The sequence below is a fragment of the Mesorhizobium sp. f-mel genome, from assembly GCF_053850215.1.
Genome location: NZ_JBSPTO010000001.1, coordinates 473948 through 489915, shown reverse-complemented (window position 1 = coordinate 489915; position 15968 = coordinate 473948). Strand labels below are relative to the sequence as shown.

Sequence of the window (15968 nt, the reverse complement as noted above, 5' to 3'; positions counted from 1 at the left end):
GTTCTCAAATACGCGCCCGGCGACGGCCGACATAGATGATTGCGCCGAGCGTCAGCAGGATCACCAGGAAGGAAAACACGGTCGTCACGGTGCCCAGCGCATAGAGCACCGGCGTCGTGACATTCGTCGTCATGCCGTAGATTTCGAGCGGCAGCGTGTTGAACGTGCCCGAGGTCATCAGCGTGCGGGCGAACTCGTCATAGGACAGGGTGAAACCGAACAGGCCGACGCCGATCAGGCTAGGCGCGATCATCGGCAGGACGACATGCGCGAAGGTCTGCCAGGACGACGCGCCGAGATCACGCGCGGCTTCCTCATAGGCCGGTGAGAACCGGTTGAAGACGGCGAACATGATCAGCACGCCGAAGGGCAAGGTCCATGTCAGATGCGAACCGAAGGCGGATGTATACCAAGCGGGGCGGAAGCCGATCTGCTGGAAGACGACGCCGATGCCGAGCGAGATGATGATCGACGGCACGACGAGACTGGCGACCGCCAGATAGAACAATGCGGTGGCGCCGCGAAATTTTTGGCGGAAGGCAAGACCGGCAAGCAGCGACACGCCGACGGTCACGATCATCACCATCAGGCCAAGGATGAAGGAGCGTTTGAAACTGCCGCCGAAATCGCCGACCGCCTGGCGCTCGAACAGGTTGGCGAACCAGTGCAGCGAAACGCCGTTCAGCGGAAACGTCAGCCCGCCATTCTCGCCCTGGAAGGACAGGATCAGGATCGCTGAAAGCGGGCCGTAGAGAAACAGCACGAAAAGGGCGAAGAAGGCAGCCAGCACGTAGAATTCAAAGGTGCGTTTCTCCCGGCTCATCGCCTCACAGCTCCTTGCGAATATCGACGATGCGCAGGATGCCGGCGACCATCAACAGCACCAGCACCAGGAGCACGACCGCGTTGGCGGCCGCTGCCGGATATTGCAGCAGCGACATCTGGTTCTTCATCATCAGTGCGACGGATGCGCTCTGCCCGCCGGACATCACCTGCACTGTCGAAAAGTCGGCCATCACCAGCGTCACGACAAAGATGGTGCCGATCGCCATGCCGGGCTTGGCGAGCGGAATGATGACGTTCCACAGGACCTGCCAGCCGGAAGCGCCGGCGTCACGCGCGGCCTCGATCAGCGACTTGTCGATGCGCATCAGTGTGTTGAAGATCGGCGTCACCATGAACAGCGCGTAGAGATGCACCATGGCCAGCACCACGGCGAATTCGGAATAGAGCAGCCATTCAATCGGCTTCGGGATCAGCCCCATCTGAACCAGGGTTGAGTTGACGAGGCCGTTGCGGCCAAGCACCGGAATCCACGAGATCATGCGGATGATGTTGGAGGTCAGGAACGGCACGGTGCAGACAAGGAACAGCACCATCTGCATGGCTGTGGTCCTGATATGGAAGGCGAGGAAATAGGCGACCCAGAAGCCGACGAACAGCGTCAGCGCCCAGACGATGGCGGCGTATTTCAGCGTATTCAGATAGGTTTTCCAGGTGACCCAGGAGCCGAGCGTGTCGGAATAGTTGGTGGTCAGGAAATCCGGGTACATCGCCGCGAAGTCGTAGTCCCAGAAGGAGACCACGGCGATCATCAGGATCGGCAGCAAAAGGAACGCGCCGAGGATCAGCGCCAGCGGTGTCGCCTGGAGATAGGGGGCGACGGCGCCGATCGAGACGCGGCGGCGTCTGGCCAGCTCTGCGGACTTAACGTGAGTGGATTGTTCGAGCGCTACGGTCATCAACATCTCGGTCTAGGTCGGCGACGCGACTGAGGCTGCGTTCCCTTCTGTGGGAAAAGGTGGCCGAGCGAAGCTCGGTCGGATGAGGGGTGCTCCAGCTTGGCCCGACGGCGATCCGTCCAACACCCCTCAACCGTCTTGGCGCTGCCCGCCAATCCACCTTCTCCCACAAGGGGAGAAGGGAAGAGGTTGCGTTACGCCGCGATGAATTCGTTCCAGCGCCTCACCATGTAGCGGTCCTCGTCCATGACCGAGTTCCAGCAGGCGACCTTGCCCATGCGCTCGACGAAGGAGCCGCCGTCGCGCACGGCGCCCGCCTTTTCCATGATCTTGCCGTCCGGCGCCATGATGTCGCCCTTGGCCGGCTTGCCGTCGACCCAGTAGCCCCATTCGTCCTCGGACATGAACTGCTTGGCCGTGTCCATGGCGGCCGAGTAGTAGCCCTGGCGGTTGAGATAGGCGCCGACCCAGCCGGACAGGTACCAGTTGATATATTCGTAGGCGGCGTCGAGCTCAGCGCCCTTGAGATGCGCTGCAAGGCCAAGGCCGCCGCCCCATGAGCGGTAGCCTTCCTTGAGCGGCTGGTATTTGCAGGCGATGCCCTTGGAGCGGACCGCCGCGACGGCCGGTGACCACATCGACTGGATGACCACTTCGCCTGAAGCCATCAGGTTGACGCTCTCGTCGAACGATTTCCAGAACGCCCGGAATTGGCCGTCCTGCTTGGCCTTGATCAGGAAGTCGATCGTCTTGTCGATCTCCTCCTTGGTCATGTTGCCCTTGTCGGCATATTTGATGTTGCCCATGGCTTCCATGATCATCGCCGCATCCATGATGCCGATCGACGGGATGTTGAGAATGGCGGCCTTGCCCTTGAAGGCCGGATCCATGATGTCGGCCCAGGTGGTGATGTCGCGGCCGACAAGGTCGGGGCGGATGCCGAGCGTATCGGCATTGTAGATGGTCGGAACCATCGTCATCCACTGGGTCGGCTGCTTGGCGAAGGTCTTGGCGTCCTGTGCCTCGACGAAGCCGACCGTATGCGGCGCGGTGCCCTGGGCAATGACGCTGTCGGGCGTCAGCTTACCGGTGATGAAGAGCGGTACGATCTTGTCGTAATATTTCAGCTTCTTGACATCCATCGGCTGCATCACGCCGGACGGATACACCTTCTTGGCGATCCAGTATTCGATGTCGGCAATATCGTAGCTGTCCGGCTGGGTCACCGCGCGCTGAGCGGCGGCATCGGAATCGGTCGCCGTCATCTCCAGCGTGATGCCGAGGTCCGCCTTGCACTTGTCGGCGATGGCGTTGAGGTTGGACACGCCGGTGCCGAACTGGCGCAGCGTGATCGGGTTCTGCGCCCAGATCGTCGGGAACCCGGTGATCACGCCGGAGCCGGCGGCAAAACCGACGGCGGCGGCACCTGTCTTGAGCAGCGAGCGGCGGGAAATTCCTGTCTTCTTGTCGGTGGTGTTGGTCATGTCAGTTCCCCTGTTTGGATTGGTTGTTCTGGTTCAGGAATCGAGACGGCCAAGGACGATCGCGTCCTCGGTGTCCCAGGCGATCGGCACGGCGTCGCCGACGGCAACCGGCTTGGCGAAGAAGCTGGTGTCGTCGACGATCACGGTAAAATCCTCGATGCCGGCGCCATTGACCGAGAGCTTCACGGTCGAGCCGCGGTATTCGATATTGGAGACGATGCCGGCGAAACCCAGCCCCATGGCCGGCGGGTCGCCGATCCGCACGTGGTCGGTTCGAATGGCGATATCGATCGGCTCGCCGATCGCCCTGCCCTGCCCGCTGGCCGCTAGCGAGGCGCCCCCCGGCACATCGAAGACAACCATGCCGTCGCGGCTGCCGCTGACGCGGCCGGAGACGACGTTATGATCGCCCATGAAACGGGCGACGAACGCAGTGGCCGGTCGCTCGAAGACGACGCGCGGATGCGCCGCCTGCTCGATGCGGCCGTCATTCATAACCACGATGAGGTCGGCGAGCGCCATGGCCTCCTCCTGGCTGTGGGTAACATGGACGAAGGTGATGCCGAGCGACGTCTGCAGCTTCTTCAGTTCGGCCCGCATGTGGATCTTCAGGAACGGATCGAGTGCCGAGAGCGGTTCGTCGAGCAGCAGTGCCTCGGGGTCGGTGATCAGCGCGCGGGCCAGGGCGACGCGCTGCTGCTGTCCGCCCGAAAGCTGCGCCGGGCGGCGGCCGGCATAGGCTTCCATCTGCATCAGCTTCAGCATGACGAGCGCCTTGGCGCGGCGCTCCTCCTTGCCGACACCTTTCATCTTGAGGCTGAACGCAACATTGTCGACCAGGTCGAGATGCGGAAACAGCGCGTAGGACTGGAACATCATGGCGGTGCCGCGCCTGGCCGGCGGCAGGTCGGTGACTACTGTGTTGCCGAGACGCACGTCGCCGCTCGATATGCTCTCGTGCCCGGCAATCATGCGCAGCGTCGACGTCTTGCCGCAGCCGGACGGGCCGAGCAGGCAACAATAAGTTCCCGCGGGGATTTTCAGGCTGATGTCTTCGACGGCAGTCGTGGCGCCATAGATCTTCGAAACGGACACGATGTCGATTTCGGCGGCTTTGGACATCCGGCTTCCTCTCTGCTCAACTTAAGCAAAGCATCATGCATGCCAGTTGCCCTGCATCGGCCTCAAACGGTTGATCCGTTGGGTAAATCGGGACTGCATGCGACCGCCCGTCGAAACGGCACTCTTGTGCTATGCACAAAATATAGGCGATAGCAGGCGATCCTCGCAAAAATCGTATGCAATCTTTCCCTGACATCGTATTCACTTTAGCCCTCTGCAACCGACCCGATTCAGGGTAGAAAGGTGCAGGGACTATCATCATGAATATAGCCGACCAGACTTTCCCTGCTGTCGACAGTGCCAACGAGGATCGCGCCCAGGCGATCCGCGACCAGTTGCGCGACGCAATCGTCGATCGCCGGCTGGCGCCCGGAACCAAGCTGTCGGAAGGCGAGGTCGGCACTCTGTTCGATGTCAGCCGCACCGTGGCGCGCGCAGCACTGCAGATGCTCTCCTTCGAAGGCCTGGTTCGGACCGAGCGCAATCGTGGCGCCTTCGTCGCCAACCCGTCGCCGGAGGAAGCGCGTCAGGTCTTCGCTTCGCGCCGGCTGATCGAGCCCGGCATAGCGATCGCCGCCGCCGGGCGGATGACGCCGGCGCATGTCACTGCCTTCAAGGCGCAGCTCGATGAAGAGGGCCGCTTCATTGCCGAACGCGGACCAAATGCAAGACGCTCGGAAATCAAAGCTTCGGGCGATTTTCACCTGCTGCTGGCTTCGCTTGCAGGAAATGCGATCCTCCAGCGCTTCATGGAAGAACTGGTGGCGCGATCATCGCTGGTGATCGCGCTCTACGGCCGCTCGGGCGTGTCGAGCTGCGGTCATAGCGAACACATGAACATCCTCGAGGCGCTGGAAAATGGCAATTCCGAACGCGCCAGCGCGCTGATGCTGCATCACATCGACCATATCGAGGCCGACCTCGATCTGCGCGTCAGGAGCGGTCCGACGCTCAGGCAGGCGCTCGAGTTCTGACGCTCATTTCGACCGGAGGGACGCGAAAACCGCGCCCCTCAAAGCCGCTCGGCCCGGATTTTCAGGATCTGGTACAGCAAATCGCGGATGCGCCGCAGCCTCATCGACAATTTCCGGCTCATCTGCATTCCAGTTCTGTTTGCCGACTGCCTGCGTTGATCGCCTCACTCAGGAGGTCTGGGCCGCCATGGCCATTCCAACCAGCGAGGTGGCGAGCCCTGCGGTGCGGACCGTCATCGGCCAACGGGCGAGCTTGAAGACGGTCAACACCCCGATCGCATGCAGCATCGATGTGCCGAGCACGAAACCGGCGGCATAGGCGATGCCGCCGGCGCTCTCGGGAATCTCGAGGCCGTGGGCGTTGCCGTGAAAGAGGCCGAACAGGGCGGCTAGCGCCGCGGCGGCGGCCAGCGGCAGCGGCTTGGCAAGGCCGACCATGGCGCCGAAGACCACCAGCGACAGCGCGATGCCCGTTTCAAGCGAAGGCAGGCCGATGCCGGCCATGCCGAGCAAGGCTCCGGCGACCATGGCCGAGACAAAGACCAGCGGCACAAGGACAACACTGCGCCCACCGGACCGGGCGCCAATCATGCCGACCGCGACCATGGCCAGCAGATGGTCCATGCCGAGGAGCGGATGTTCAAGCCCGGCGAAAAAGCCGTGGACGTGAGCGCCGCCGCTATGGGCAAACGCCAGCGACGGCGTCAGGGCGGCGAGAGCTGAAAAGATGCCAAGTCTTGCAAATGCTTTCATGGTTGTACCTGTTCGATTGGAGTGACGGGTTCTGGTTTCAGTGCCCGGGAACGGCGAATTGCGAAGCGGCGGAACGGTCTGTAAGGATGCGCGCCGCGGCGAAGCCGAGCGGCTTTTGCACATTGCCATCGTGATAGATGAAAACGAGGCGGCGGCGGTGCGATGTCAGGCGGGCCGGCAACGGGTGATAGGCGACGCCGGTGCCGCCGACGAGCGGCATGACCGCGCCGACATCGACCAGATCCTCGGTTTCGACGCGGAGAAGATGAAGCCGGACGCCATCCGCCATCTCGCCGACAAACGGTATGCCGGCCAGACGCAGAAAGCTGGAGGGGTCCGGCGCCCGTGCAAAGCCTTCGAGGAAGGCGGTTTCAACAAGATCAAGGTCGACCGTCGCTGGATCAACCGGCGGCTCGTGAGCCTGGTCGGGCGGCAGATGCGGCGTCTGCCATTGCAGCGGCCTGCCCGCCGGCCCGTTGTGGCCGAGGGCGTGCGGATGGTCATGATGGCCGTTCGGCCCGTGATGATGATGGCCATCGCCATGATCGTGACTGCGGTGGTGATCGTCATGCATGGTCAAAAACTCACCGGTTTGTCGATGATGGATTTGTGCTTGCCGAGATTACCGTGGGCGACCATCGAGCCGAGCGCTTCGACGACGACACGCACACCGAACAGCGCCGTGATGTCTGAGGTGTCGTAGGGCGGCGAAACCTCGACCACTTCCAGCCCGCAGATGCCGGGCGCAGTCACCAGCCCAAGCAGCTTGAGCGCCTCGCGCGGCAGGAAGCCGCCCGGCTCAGGCCAGCCCGTGCCGGGCACGAAACCGCAATCGAGACTGTCGACGTCGAAGGAGATGTAGACGGCGTCGGTGTCTTTCCATGCGAGTTCGAGTGCGATTTCCGCCGCCTTCTCAAGTCCCATCTGCTCGATGTCGGCAATGGTGAGCACGTTGGTGCCGCGCTTCCTCGCCTCGGCTACGCCGTAGCGGGGAACCTGCCAGCCGCCGATGCCGAGCTGCACGAGATTGGTCGCCGAGACATTCGGCAGGTTGGTCGCCCAATACCAGGGCGTCGTGTGCATGCGCTCGTCGAGATCCTTCTCCTGGATGTCGATATGGCGGTCGAAATGGATGATGCCGATGCGCTTGGAGGTCACGTCGGCAATCCCGCGCACGCAGGGAAAGCCGATCGAATGGTCGCCGCCCAGCATGATCGGCAGCGCGCCGGACGAGGCGACATGGCTCACGCCCTTGGTGATCTGGTCGAAGCTCTTTTCGAGGTTGGCGGGAATGGTGAAGACGTCGCCGGCGTCGCACAGCGTCATCTGCTCGCGCAGGTCGACGCCGAGCTCGTAATTGTACGGCGTGTAGAGCGCCGAGATGCGACGAATGCCTTGCGGCCCGAAGCGGGTTCCGGGCCGGTAGGTGGTGCCGCTGTCGAAAGGGATGCCTATGACGGCAGCATCATATTTGCCGACATCGCGGACATTCTCGACATAGGGCGCCTTGAGAAAGGTGTTGATGCCGGCGAAATGCGGCAGCTCGCCGCGCGCGAATGTCGGGATCGACTTGTCGACGATCGACTCCGATCCCGGCAGGCCCATGTCGAGCGCCCATTGCTGCTCCTTGCGCCAGCCGCTTTCCGGTAGCTTGCCCTCGGCCTCGATCGACTTCCATCCCTGCGTGCCGCGCGCGTCGAAATCGGGGTGGTGAAGGCGTTCCCTCGCCGCCCGGGCGACGAGCCCTGCCCGGCGGTGGCTGCGTTCGGGGATATTTCTGGACATTCACGGTCTCCGTTACGACGCCGTCGTCGCCATTGCTGGATCCGGCCGGGTCGTCCCGACCATCGCGGCCACCTTGGCCAAATGATGAGAGGAAGCCCGGGTCTTGCGATCGAGCTTCAGATCGTAGGTGATCGTCGCGCCGTAAGCGGACGGGAACTGCGGATCGTGGCGCACCTTGTCGAAGACCAGCACGCGGGTGCCGAGCTTGAAGGCCTCGCCGATATCGTGGGTGACCATCACCACCGTCATGCCGTGCTCGGTCCAGAGCTCGGTGAGCAGTTCGTGCATCTCGACGCGGATGCCGGGATCGAGCGCCCCGAACGGTTCGTCGAGAAGCAGGATCTGCGGACGGCCGAGCAAGGTCTGCGCAATCGCCAGCCGCTGCTGCATGCCGCCTGAGAGCGATGCGGGATAAAGGTCGCGCGCATGAGCAAGGCCGACCCGCGCCAGCATGGCTTCAGCCTCTTGCCTGGCATTTCTGCGCCTGGCGCCGAAGACGCGGCCAAACGGCCCGCCCGAGCGAAAGTCTTCGACCAGCAGCAGGTTCTGGATGGAGGTCAGATGCGGAAACACCGAATAGCGCTGAAAGACGATGCCGCGCTGCGGCGTCGGCTCGGGTACGATCGGGCCATCGCCGACGATGACGACACCACTGCTCTGCTGCTCCTGACCGAGCAGAATACGCAGGAACGTCGATTTTCCGCAGCCGCTGGCGCCGACCAGCGACAGGAATTCGCCGGCTTCGGCAGTGACGTTGACCCGCTCGAGCACGCGGGCATCGCCGTAGCTCTTTTCCAGCCCATGGACGACGATGCGGCTCATCTGGCTTCCACCGGATGCGCCCAAGGAGAGATCGCGCGCGAAAGGCGCACCAGCAGCCAATCTGTGATGACGGCAAGCAGCGTGATCCAGGCGACATAGGGCAGGATCACGTCCATCGAGAGATAGCGGCGGACGAGGAAGATGCGGTAACCCAGCCCTTCTGTCGACGCGATGGCTTCGGCGGCGATCAGGAACAGCCAGGCCGGTCCGAGTGCCAGCCGCACGCAAGTGATGAGGCGCGGCATGACTTGCGGCAGCACCAGCCGCAAGACCATGGTCCAGCTGTTGCCGCCAAGTGTCTGCGCCTTGGCCACCAACTCTGGTGGCAACTCCATCACCCGGTTGGCGATGTCGCGCACCATGACGGGCGCGACGCCGACCGCGATCAGCGTGATCTTGGCCGTTTCGCCAAGGCCGAGCGCGATGAACAGGATCGGTAGCAGCGCCAGCGGTGGGATGACGCAAACGACGGTGACGAAGGGCAGCAGAAAGGCCCGCACCCGCGGGATGAAGCCGATGGCGATGCCGAGCGAAAGCGCGGCGAACGTGGCCACGCCGACGCCCGCGAACAGCCTGAGAAGGCTGGCATAGGTGTCGACCCACAGGATGAGATCGCCCGAGCGCTTGTCCGGAACCGTCGCAAGGTCAAGAATGGCCGACCACATCTGTGGCGGCGAAGGCAGCAGCTTGTCGCTGGGATTGACGGCCAGCCGCTGCGCCGAGGCGACGAGATAGGCGATCGCCACGAACAAGAACGGCAAGCCGCCGAGGGACAAGGCGCTACCGCGCGAGACCTTCGCATTGATCATGCGAAGGCGCACCTTCGGCCCTGGCCGGGAAGGGCGCGTGGCGCCCTCCCCGCCCGTCTCGGAGACTTCATCCCTGGCACTCATTCCCTTGGCCAGCATGTCGCGTCAGGGCGTTGCGGTTGCGGCCTCGGCCATGAAGGCTGGATCGAAACGCAGCTTGACGTTCTTGGCGTCGCCCAGCGTGGATCCGTCGGGAAAGCTCATGCCGACCATGTCGACACTCGTCGCGTTGGTGCCGAGAATGCCGTGGCTGAACAGAAAGTTGCGGACCAGATCCATCGTCTTCGGTAATTCGGTGCCGTTGGTGAACTCGACCGCCTTGGCCGGGTCGAAGAACATTGCCGTCGAGGCGAGCTGCGCGTCGAAACCGGCGAGATCCGTGCCGGACGCCTTGGCCATCTCCTCCTTGGCTGCCTTGCCTTCCGGCGTGTCGGAGGTCATCAGGTCCATCGCTTCGTACCACGCGCCGACCAGTGCCTTGCCCAATGCCGGATTGTCCTTCAGCGTCTCGGTGTTGACGACCATCATGTCGATGATCTCACCGGGAATCTGCGAGGAATCGAAAACCTTGTGCGCACCCGGCATGGCGACGATCTCGGAAACCAGCGGGTTCCAGGTAACAACCGAGGTGACATCGCTGGTGCCATAGGCGGCGACCATGTCGGCGTCGGAGGTGTTGACAACCGTGATGTCCTTCTCGGCGAGCTTGACGGTGTCCAGTGCCCGCGCCAGCAGGTAATGCGAGACGGAGAGCTCGACGAGATTGACCTTCTGGCCGGCAATGTCGGCGAGCGCGGCCTTGTCCTTGAGGATCACGGCATCGTTGCCGTTGGAGAAGTCGCCGATGATCAAAGCGGTGGTGTCGACGCCGCCGCCTGCGGGGATGGACAGCGCGTCCATGTTGGTCATCGAACAGCCGTCGAAACCGCCGGCCGTATACTGGTTGATGCTTTCGACATAGTCGTTGATGCGGGTGATCTCGACATTGATGCCGTTTTTTTCAGCCCATTTCTTCATGGTGCCGCTATCGGAGAGATAGCCCCACGGCATCCAGCCGACATAAATCGACCAGCATATCTTGAAGTCTTTCTTGGGCGCCGCATCGGCGGCGGAAACGATGGGAAGGCTGAGTGATGCGGCTAGGATGATTGCGGCCAGCTTGCGAAGCATTGCGTACCCCTGTTCGCGATCCGGATTGCGTCCGGACTTTATGTTGGGGCTTACGGAGCGCGCATCCGGGAGAGGTTCGCGCCAGCAAACCCGTGCAGGGTTCTCCCGGGATTTTGGCCCGCCGTGTTCCGCCGGATGCCTCAGTGCATCCCTGGCGGTCGCATCTCTTGGACCAGCACCGCTTTGTCGCGGCCGGAACCCTAGACGCTCTGCACACCATCAGCGAAGCAAGGAGCATGCCAAGCCGAATTGTGCCAAAAGGCCGGCGTTTGTGGAGCTGTGCGGCTTCGAGCATTCGCACGAGTGACGCGAAAATCATCGCATCGCCGACGGATTGGGCAGTTTGCCTGATTGCTAGGAAGGCATCCCGATCGAATCCGCCGCCGGCTTCATCGGGTCGACCGCAGCAAAGACGGCGCTCGCCTCGCTGACGATGGAAACGTGATCCTTGGCTGCATGTCCTGCGGCAGCGCTGTCGCCGCGCATGATCGCGGTAACGATGACGTCATGCTCCTGCCAGGATTTCGCCAGGCGGCCCGGCAGCATGAATTGCGCGCGCCGGAACGGCGCCAACCGGCTGCGCGTCATGACGGTCAGTTCATAGATGTGCTTGCTGTGCGCGCCGCGATAGAGCCGGGTGTGGAACTCGGTGTTGAAATACTCATAGTCCTCCTCCGCACCCAGTTGCACGAGGCGCGCCGATGCCTGGTGCTCGATTTCGAGCGCGCGGCGCTCGGCCGTGGTCATGCGCTCGGCTGAAAACCGTGCGCAGATCGCTTCAAGCTCGGCCATGCTCTCGAACATCGAGGCAAGATGCTCCTGCGTCACCACGGCGACGGTGGCGCCCCGGTTGGGCCGCCTTTCGACCAGCCCCATGGCGCTCAGCCGACCAAGCGCCTCCCTGACGGGGGTGCGCGAGACATCGAAACGGGCAGCCAGCGAGGCCTCGTCGAGCTTTTCGCCGGGGCGCAGGAAGCCGGTGACGATCCGGTCGCCGATCGCCCTCACCATCTGATCGACGGTCGTGCCCGACCTGATCAAGCTGCGTTTCCCCGACAATTCTCCTCCGTCCAGTCTTTTTCCCCGGCCGTGCGGCAGGTGGCTCGCCGGAAGTTTCGACTCGGGCGCGTCCTCTATGCCTCTATTTTAATCTAGATGTCAAACTGGCTAATTGAAAGGCAAAAAGTGCATGCAATTGCCTTTCGATTGAGCACGGCAAATCGGCACGCCAACTGATTTAATTGGATAAATTCCAGCTTTTGAAATGGCACAGCGATTGCATGCACTTTTACGAGAAGGGAATTAATCGACCCGGAAAGGGTCCAACAGGGAGCATTCACATGACCGAGAGATTCATGCTTAGCCGCCGCGAGCTGCTCAAGACCTCTGCCGCCGGAGCGGCGCTCGGTCTGGCCTCGGCGTCATTCCCGATCAGCAGGGCATTCGCCGCTGCCGTCACTGTCGGCTTCATCTATGTCGGACCGAAGGACGACTACGGCTACAACCAGGCGCATGCCGAGGGTGCCGCCACATTGAAGACCATCGAGGGCATCTCCGTGGTCGAGGAGGAGAACGTCCCCGAGACGGTCGATGTCCAGAAGACGATGGAATCGATGATCAACCTCGACGGCGCCTCGCTGATCTTCCCGACCTCCTTCGGCTATTTCGATCCGCACATGCTGGCCATGTGCGCGAAATTCCCCGACATGCAGTTCCGCCATTGCGGCGGCATGTGGAACAAGGACAAGCATCCGATGAATGCCGGTTCCTATTTCGGCTATATCGGCATGGGCCAGTATCTCAACGGCGTCGCCGCCGGCCACGCCACCAAGACCAAGAAGCTTGGCTTCGTCGCGGCAAAGCCGATTCCGCAGGTCCTGCTCAACATCAATTCTTTCCTGCTCGGCGCACGCTCGGTCGACCCGGCCATCACCTGCCAGGTGATCTTCACCGGCGAGTGGTCGCTGGCGGTCAAGGAGGCGGAAGCCACCAATGCACTGGTCGATCAGGGTGCCGACGTCATCACCTGCCATGTCGACAGCCCCAAAGTGGTGGTCGAAACGGCGGCGGGACGCGGCGCCTTCGTCTGCGGCTACCATGCCAACCAGAGTCTGCTGGCGCCCGAAAAATATCTGACCGGCGCGGAATGGAACTGGGCGAAGGTCTACAAGATGTTCGTCGACAACCTCGTGGCCGGTAAGCCGCTGCCCAATTTTACGCGCGGCGGACTGGCCGACGGCTTCGTCAAGATGAGCCCGCTCGGCCCCGCAGTCAGCGAGGCGGCGCGCGCACAGTTCGACGGCACGCTCGCCGAAATGATGAAGGGCGGCTTTTCGGTAATCAAGGGGCCGTTGAAGAACAACAAGGGCGACGTCGTCGCAACCGAGGGCCAGACCTTCGTCGAGGCCGCGATCGAACTGGAAAGCATGGACTATCTCGTCGAGGGTGTCGTCGGCTCGACCGCTTGAGCATGGATCGGAGACGGGGGCCATGTCGGAGACGGGGGCCATGGCAGACACGGTGAGCAGTGCGGGCGTGCCAGTGATGCTCGGCGCCCGGGGCTATCCGACGGCGCTCGAATGGATCGCCCGGCGGGCGGAAGCCTTCGTCATTCCGCTCGCAGCACTGATTGTCGGCATGGCCCTGTTCAGCCTGTTCATCGCGCTGGTCGGCAAATCGCCGGCGCAGCTCTATGAAACGATGTGGCGCGGCGGCTTCGGCTCGTGGTTCTCGGTCCAGAACTCGCTGTCGCGGGCCGCACCCTTGCTGCTTGCGGCACTCTGCGTAGCGCTGCCGGCCCGGCTCGGCCTCGTCGTCATCGGTGGCGAAGGCGCGATCGTGCTGGGCGGTGTTGCCGCGGCTGCCATGGGCGTGGCCACCAACGGCGTCCCCGCCTTTTTCGTTATTCTTGCCATGGGCGTGGCGGGCCTGGCCGCCGGCGGCATCTGGATCGGTGCCGTCGGCGCGCTACGCCACTACCGTGCCGTCAACGAAACCATATCGAGCCTTTTGATGGCCTATATCGCCATCGCCCTGATGAACCATCTGGTGGAAGGGCCGCTGCGCGATCCCGCCTCGCTCAACAAACCCTCGACCGAGTCGCTGGCGGAGGCCTACCGCATCGACAACATTCCGGGCATGGACGTGCATTGGGGCCTGGTCGTCGGCGTCATCGCCTGCGTTCTGTCCTGGCTGCTGATCGAAAAGACCCGCTGGGGCTTCGCCGCCCGCATCGCCGGTGGCAATGTCAGGGCAGCCCAGGTGCAGGGGCTTGCCGTCGGACCGCTGATCGTCGGGTTCACCGCGCTGGCCGGCGGCTTCGCCGGCCTTGCCGGTATGCTGGAAGTCGCCGCCGTGCAAAGCAGCGCCAACGCCTCGCTCGCCGCCGGCTATGGGTATACCGGTATCCTCGTCGCCTTTCTCGCCCGCCACAATCCGCTCGCCATCATTCCGGTCGCCTTCCTGCTTGGCGGCATCGACGCCTCCGGCGGGCTGATCCAGCGCCGCATGGATCTGCCCGACGCCACCGTGCTGGTGCTGCAAGGCATGCTCTTCGTCGTCATCCTGTTCAGCGAAACCTTCTACGGCCGCTTCAAGGCCTTCAATCCCGACCTCTGGCAGAGGCCCGATCTCTTGAAGGGAACTGCCTGATGGACGCGACCGAGATCGGCCTCTGGGGCGTTCCGCTTGCCATGCTCGGCGGCGCCATCCGCGTCTCGACGCCCTTTATCTTCGTATCGCTGGGCGAAGCCATCACCGAACGTTCGGGGCGCATCAATCTCGGTCTCGAAGGCACGCTGGTGTTCGGCGCGATGACCGCCTATGCCGTGGCGGTGATGACCGGCTCGCCTTGGCTCGGTCTGCTGGCCGCCGCCGCCGCCGGTCTTTGTTTCGGCCTGTTCCACGGCTGGATCTGCAAGTTCCGTGGCGTTAACGACATCGCCATCGGCATTGCGCTGATGCTGTTCGGCTCGGGTCTCGCCTTCTTCTTCGGTAAACCATTCATCCAGCCCTCGGCGCCCGACCTGCCGGCCATCCCCTTTGGCGGCTGGTCCGATGTCCCGCAGGTACAAGCGGCGCTCAACGTCAACGTGCTGTTCCTGATCGGCGCAGCACTTGCGGTGTTTCTGTGGTGGGCTTTCCGCAACGCCCGGGCCGGGTTAATCGTGCGCGTGGTCGGCGACAGCTCCGACGCCGCACGCGCCATGGGCCTCAACCCGAACACCGTGCGCCTCATCGCCACCGGCATCGGCGGCGCGCTGGCCGGCATCGGCGGCGCCTATCTGTCGCTCTACTACCCCGGCAGCTGGACCGAAGGGATTTCGTCGGGCCAGGGGCTGATGGCAGTGGCGCTGGTCATCTTCGCGCGCTGGAACCCGCTCGGCTGCTTTGCTGCGGCGCTATTGTTCGGCGGCGCCGGCGCGCTCGGGCCGGCGCTGCAATCGGTCGGCGTCACGCAAGGCTACTATCTGTTCTACGCCGCCCCTTACATTCTCACCCTCGTCATCATGATCGCCACCTCGTCGCCGAGCCGTTCGCTCGCCGGCGCGCCGGGCGAACTGTCGATCACCAAATGACGTTTCCAGACTGGAGTTTTGCTCAATGAACGCCAGAGCCGAGGTCACGCAGCGCTACATCGACGCCGATCCCTATCCATGGCCCTACAATGGCGAGCTTCGGACCGACAACACAGCGCTGATCATCATCGACATGCAGACCGATTTCTGTGGTCCGGGCGGCTATGTTGACCATATGGGCTACGACCTGTCGCTGGTGCGGGCGCCGATCGAGCCGATCAGCTCGGTGCTGTCTGCCATGCGGGCAAAGGGTTACACCATCATCCACACGCGCGAGGGCCACCGGCCCGATCTCGCCGACCTGCCGGCCAACAAGCGCTGGCGCTCGCGCCGCATCAATGCCGGCATCGGCGACCCCGGACCTTGCGGGCGCATCCTGGTGCGCGGCGAGCCGGGCTGGGACATCATCCCCGACCTCTATCCGGCCGAAGGCGAGCCGATCATCGACAAGCCGGGGAAGGGCTCGTTCTGCGCCACCGACCTGGAGCTGATCCTCAACCAGCGCGGCATCGAAAACATCGTGCTCACCGGCATCACCACAGATGTCTGCGTGCACACGACGATGCGCGAAGCCAACGACCGCGGCTTCGAATGCGTGATGCTGGAGGATTGCTGCGGGGCGACCGACCACGGCAATCATCTCGCCGCGATCAAGATGATCAAGATGCAAGGCGGCGTGTTCGGCGCGGTGTCCAATTCGGCGTCCTTCGTCGCCCAGTTGCCATGAGGG

At 63.2% G+C, this 15968-nt stretch carries 16 protein-coding genes and 1 riboswitch; of the genes, 5 read left to right on the top strand and 11 right to left on the bottom strand.

All coding sequences use genetic code 11. The features are described 5' to 3' along the window. Nucleotides 1-4: 4 nt before the first annotated feature. From ACWUKX_RS02300 to ACWUKX_RS02285, 4 genes are all read right to left on the bottom strand, one after another. A complete protein-coding gene (locus tag ACWUKX_RS02300; RefSeq protein ID WP_456003414.1) occupies nt 5-823 on the bottom strand; it encodes an ABC transporter permease in 819 nt (272 codons plus the stop codon). A gap of 4 nt (nt 824-827) precedes the next feature. After that, nucleotides 828-1742 (bottom strand): ABC transporter permease, encoded by a 915-nt coding sequence (locus tag ACWUKX_RS02295; protein WP_456003412.1) that lies wholly within the window; start codon nt 1740-1742, stop codon nt 828-830. A gap of 194 nt (nt 1743-1936) precedes the next feature. Next, nucleotides 1937-3226: an ABC transporter substrate-binding protein gene (locus tag ACWUKX_RS02290; protein WP_456003409.1), complete on the bottom strand. Its 1290-nt coding sequence runs from the start codon at nt 3224-3226 to the stop codon at nt 1937-1939. A 33-nt stretch (nt 3227-3259) separates the two neighbouring features. Then, nucleotides 3260-4348 (bottom strand): ABC transporter ATP-binding protein, encoded by a 1089-nt coding sequence (locus tag ACWUKX_RS02285; RefSeq protein ID WP_456003407.1) that lies wholly within the window; start codon nt 4346-4348, stop codon nt 3260-3262. A 260-nt stretch (nt 4349-4608) separates the two neighbouring features. On the opposite strand from ACWUKX_RS02285, the gene ACWUKX_RS02280 reads away from it, so the two are divergent. Further along, nucleotides 4609-5322, top strand: a complete 714-nt coding sequence (locus tag ACWUKX_RS02280) for a GntR family transcriptional regulator (protein WP_456003404.1) — start codon at nt 4609-4611, stop codon at nt 5320-5322. Nucleotides 5323-5490: 168 nt separating this feature from the next. Here the strand turns inward: ACWUKX_RS02280 and ACWUKX_RS02275 are convergent, their stop codons facing one another. The 7 genes from ACWUKX_RS02275 to ACWUKX_RS02245 all read right to left on the bottom strand — a co-directional run bounded on the left by ACWUKX_RS02275 (nt 5491) and on the right by ACWUKX_RS02245 (nt 11702). Then, nucleotides 5491-6075, bottom strand: a complete 585-nt coding sequence (locus ACWUKX_RS02275) for a HupE/UreJ family protein (protein ID WP_456003402.1) — start codon at nt 6073-6075, stop codon at nt 5491-5493. Nucleotides 6076-6112: 37 nt separating this feature from the next. Continuing rightward, nucleotides 6113-6649, bottom strand: coding sequence for a hypothetical protein (locus ACWUKX_RS02270; protein ID WP_456003400.1), 537 nt, complete (start codon nt 6647-6649; stop codon nt 6113-6115). A gap of 2 nt (nt 6650-6651) precedes the next feature. Then, on the bottom strand, nt 6652-7860 hold the full coding sequence (locus tag ACWUKX_RS02265; RefSeq protein WP_456003398.1) for an agmatinase family protein: 1209 nt from the start codon (nt 7858-7860) through the stop codon (nt 6652-6654). Nucleotides 7861-7872: 12 nt separating this feature from the next. Further along, nucleotides 7873-8682 (bottom strand): P-loop NTPase family protein, encoded by an 810-nt coding sequence (locus ACWUKX_RS02260; RefSeq protein ID WP_456003395.1) that lies wholly within the window; start codon nt 8680-8682, stop codon nt 7873-7875. Then, on the bottom strand, nt 8679-9491 hold the full coding sequence (locus ACWUKX_RS02255) for an ABC transporter permease (protein WP_456003393.1): 813 nt from the start codon (nt 9489-9491) through the stop codon (nt 8679-8681). The genes ACWUKX_RS02260 and ACWUKX_RS02255 overlap by 4 nt, the downstream gene beginning before the upstream one ends. A 105-nt stretch (nt 9492-9596) precedes the next feature. After that, nucleotides 9597-10661, bottom strand: coding sequence for a putative urea ABC transporter substrate-binding protein (locus tag ACWUKX_RS02250; protein ID WP_456003391.1), 1065 nt, complete (start codon nt 10659-10661; stop codon nt 9597-9599). 100 nt (nt 10662-10761) lie between these two features. Then, nucleotides 10762-10876: riboswitch (guanidine-I (ykkC/yxkD leader) on the bottom strand. 139 nt (nt 10877-11015) lie between these two features. Next, nucleotides 11016-11702 (bottom strand): GntR family transcriptional regulator, encoded by a 687-nt coding sequence (locus tag ACWUKX_RS02245; RefSeq protein WP_287097290.1) that lies wholly within the window; start codon nt 11700-11702, stop codon nt 11016-11018. 299 nt (nt 11703-12001) lie between these two features. On the opposite strand from ACWUKX_RS02245, the gene ACWUKX_RS02240 reads away from it, so the two are divergent. The 4 genes from ACWUKX_RS02240 (at nt 12002) to biuH (ending at nt 15965) form a co-directional block, all read left to right on the top strand. Next, nucleotides 12002-13129, top strand: a complete 1128-nt coding sequence (locus tag ACWUKX_RS02240; RefSeq protein ID WP_456003389.1) for a BMP family ABC transporter substrate-binding protein — start codon at nt 12002-12004, stop codon at nt 13127-13129. A 76-nt stretch (nt 13130-13205) separates the two neighbouring features. Then, complete coding sequence (locus tag ACWUKX_RS02235) at nt 13206-14312, top strand: ABC transporter permease (protein ID WP_456004070.1); 1107 nt, start codon at nt 13206-13208, stop codon at nt 14310-14312. Next, entirely contained in the window at nt 14312-15238 is a 927-nt protein-coding gene (locus tag ACWUKX_RS02230; protein ID WP_456003387.1) for an ABC transporter permease, read from the top strand. Before ACWUKX_RS02235 ends, ACWUKX_RS02230 begins: the two co-directional genes overlap by 1 nt. 25 nt (nt 15239-15263) lie before the next feature. After that, nucleotides 15264-15965: a biuret amidohydrolase gene (gene biuH, locus ACWUKX_RS02225; RefSeq protein WP_287336572.1), complete on the top strand. Its 702-nt coding sequence runs from the start codon at nt 15264-15266 to the stop codon at nt 15963-15965. The last annotated feature ends 3 nt before the right edge of the window (nt 15966-15968 follow it).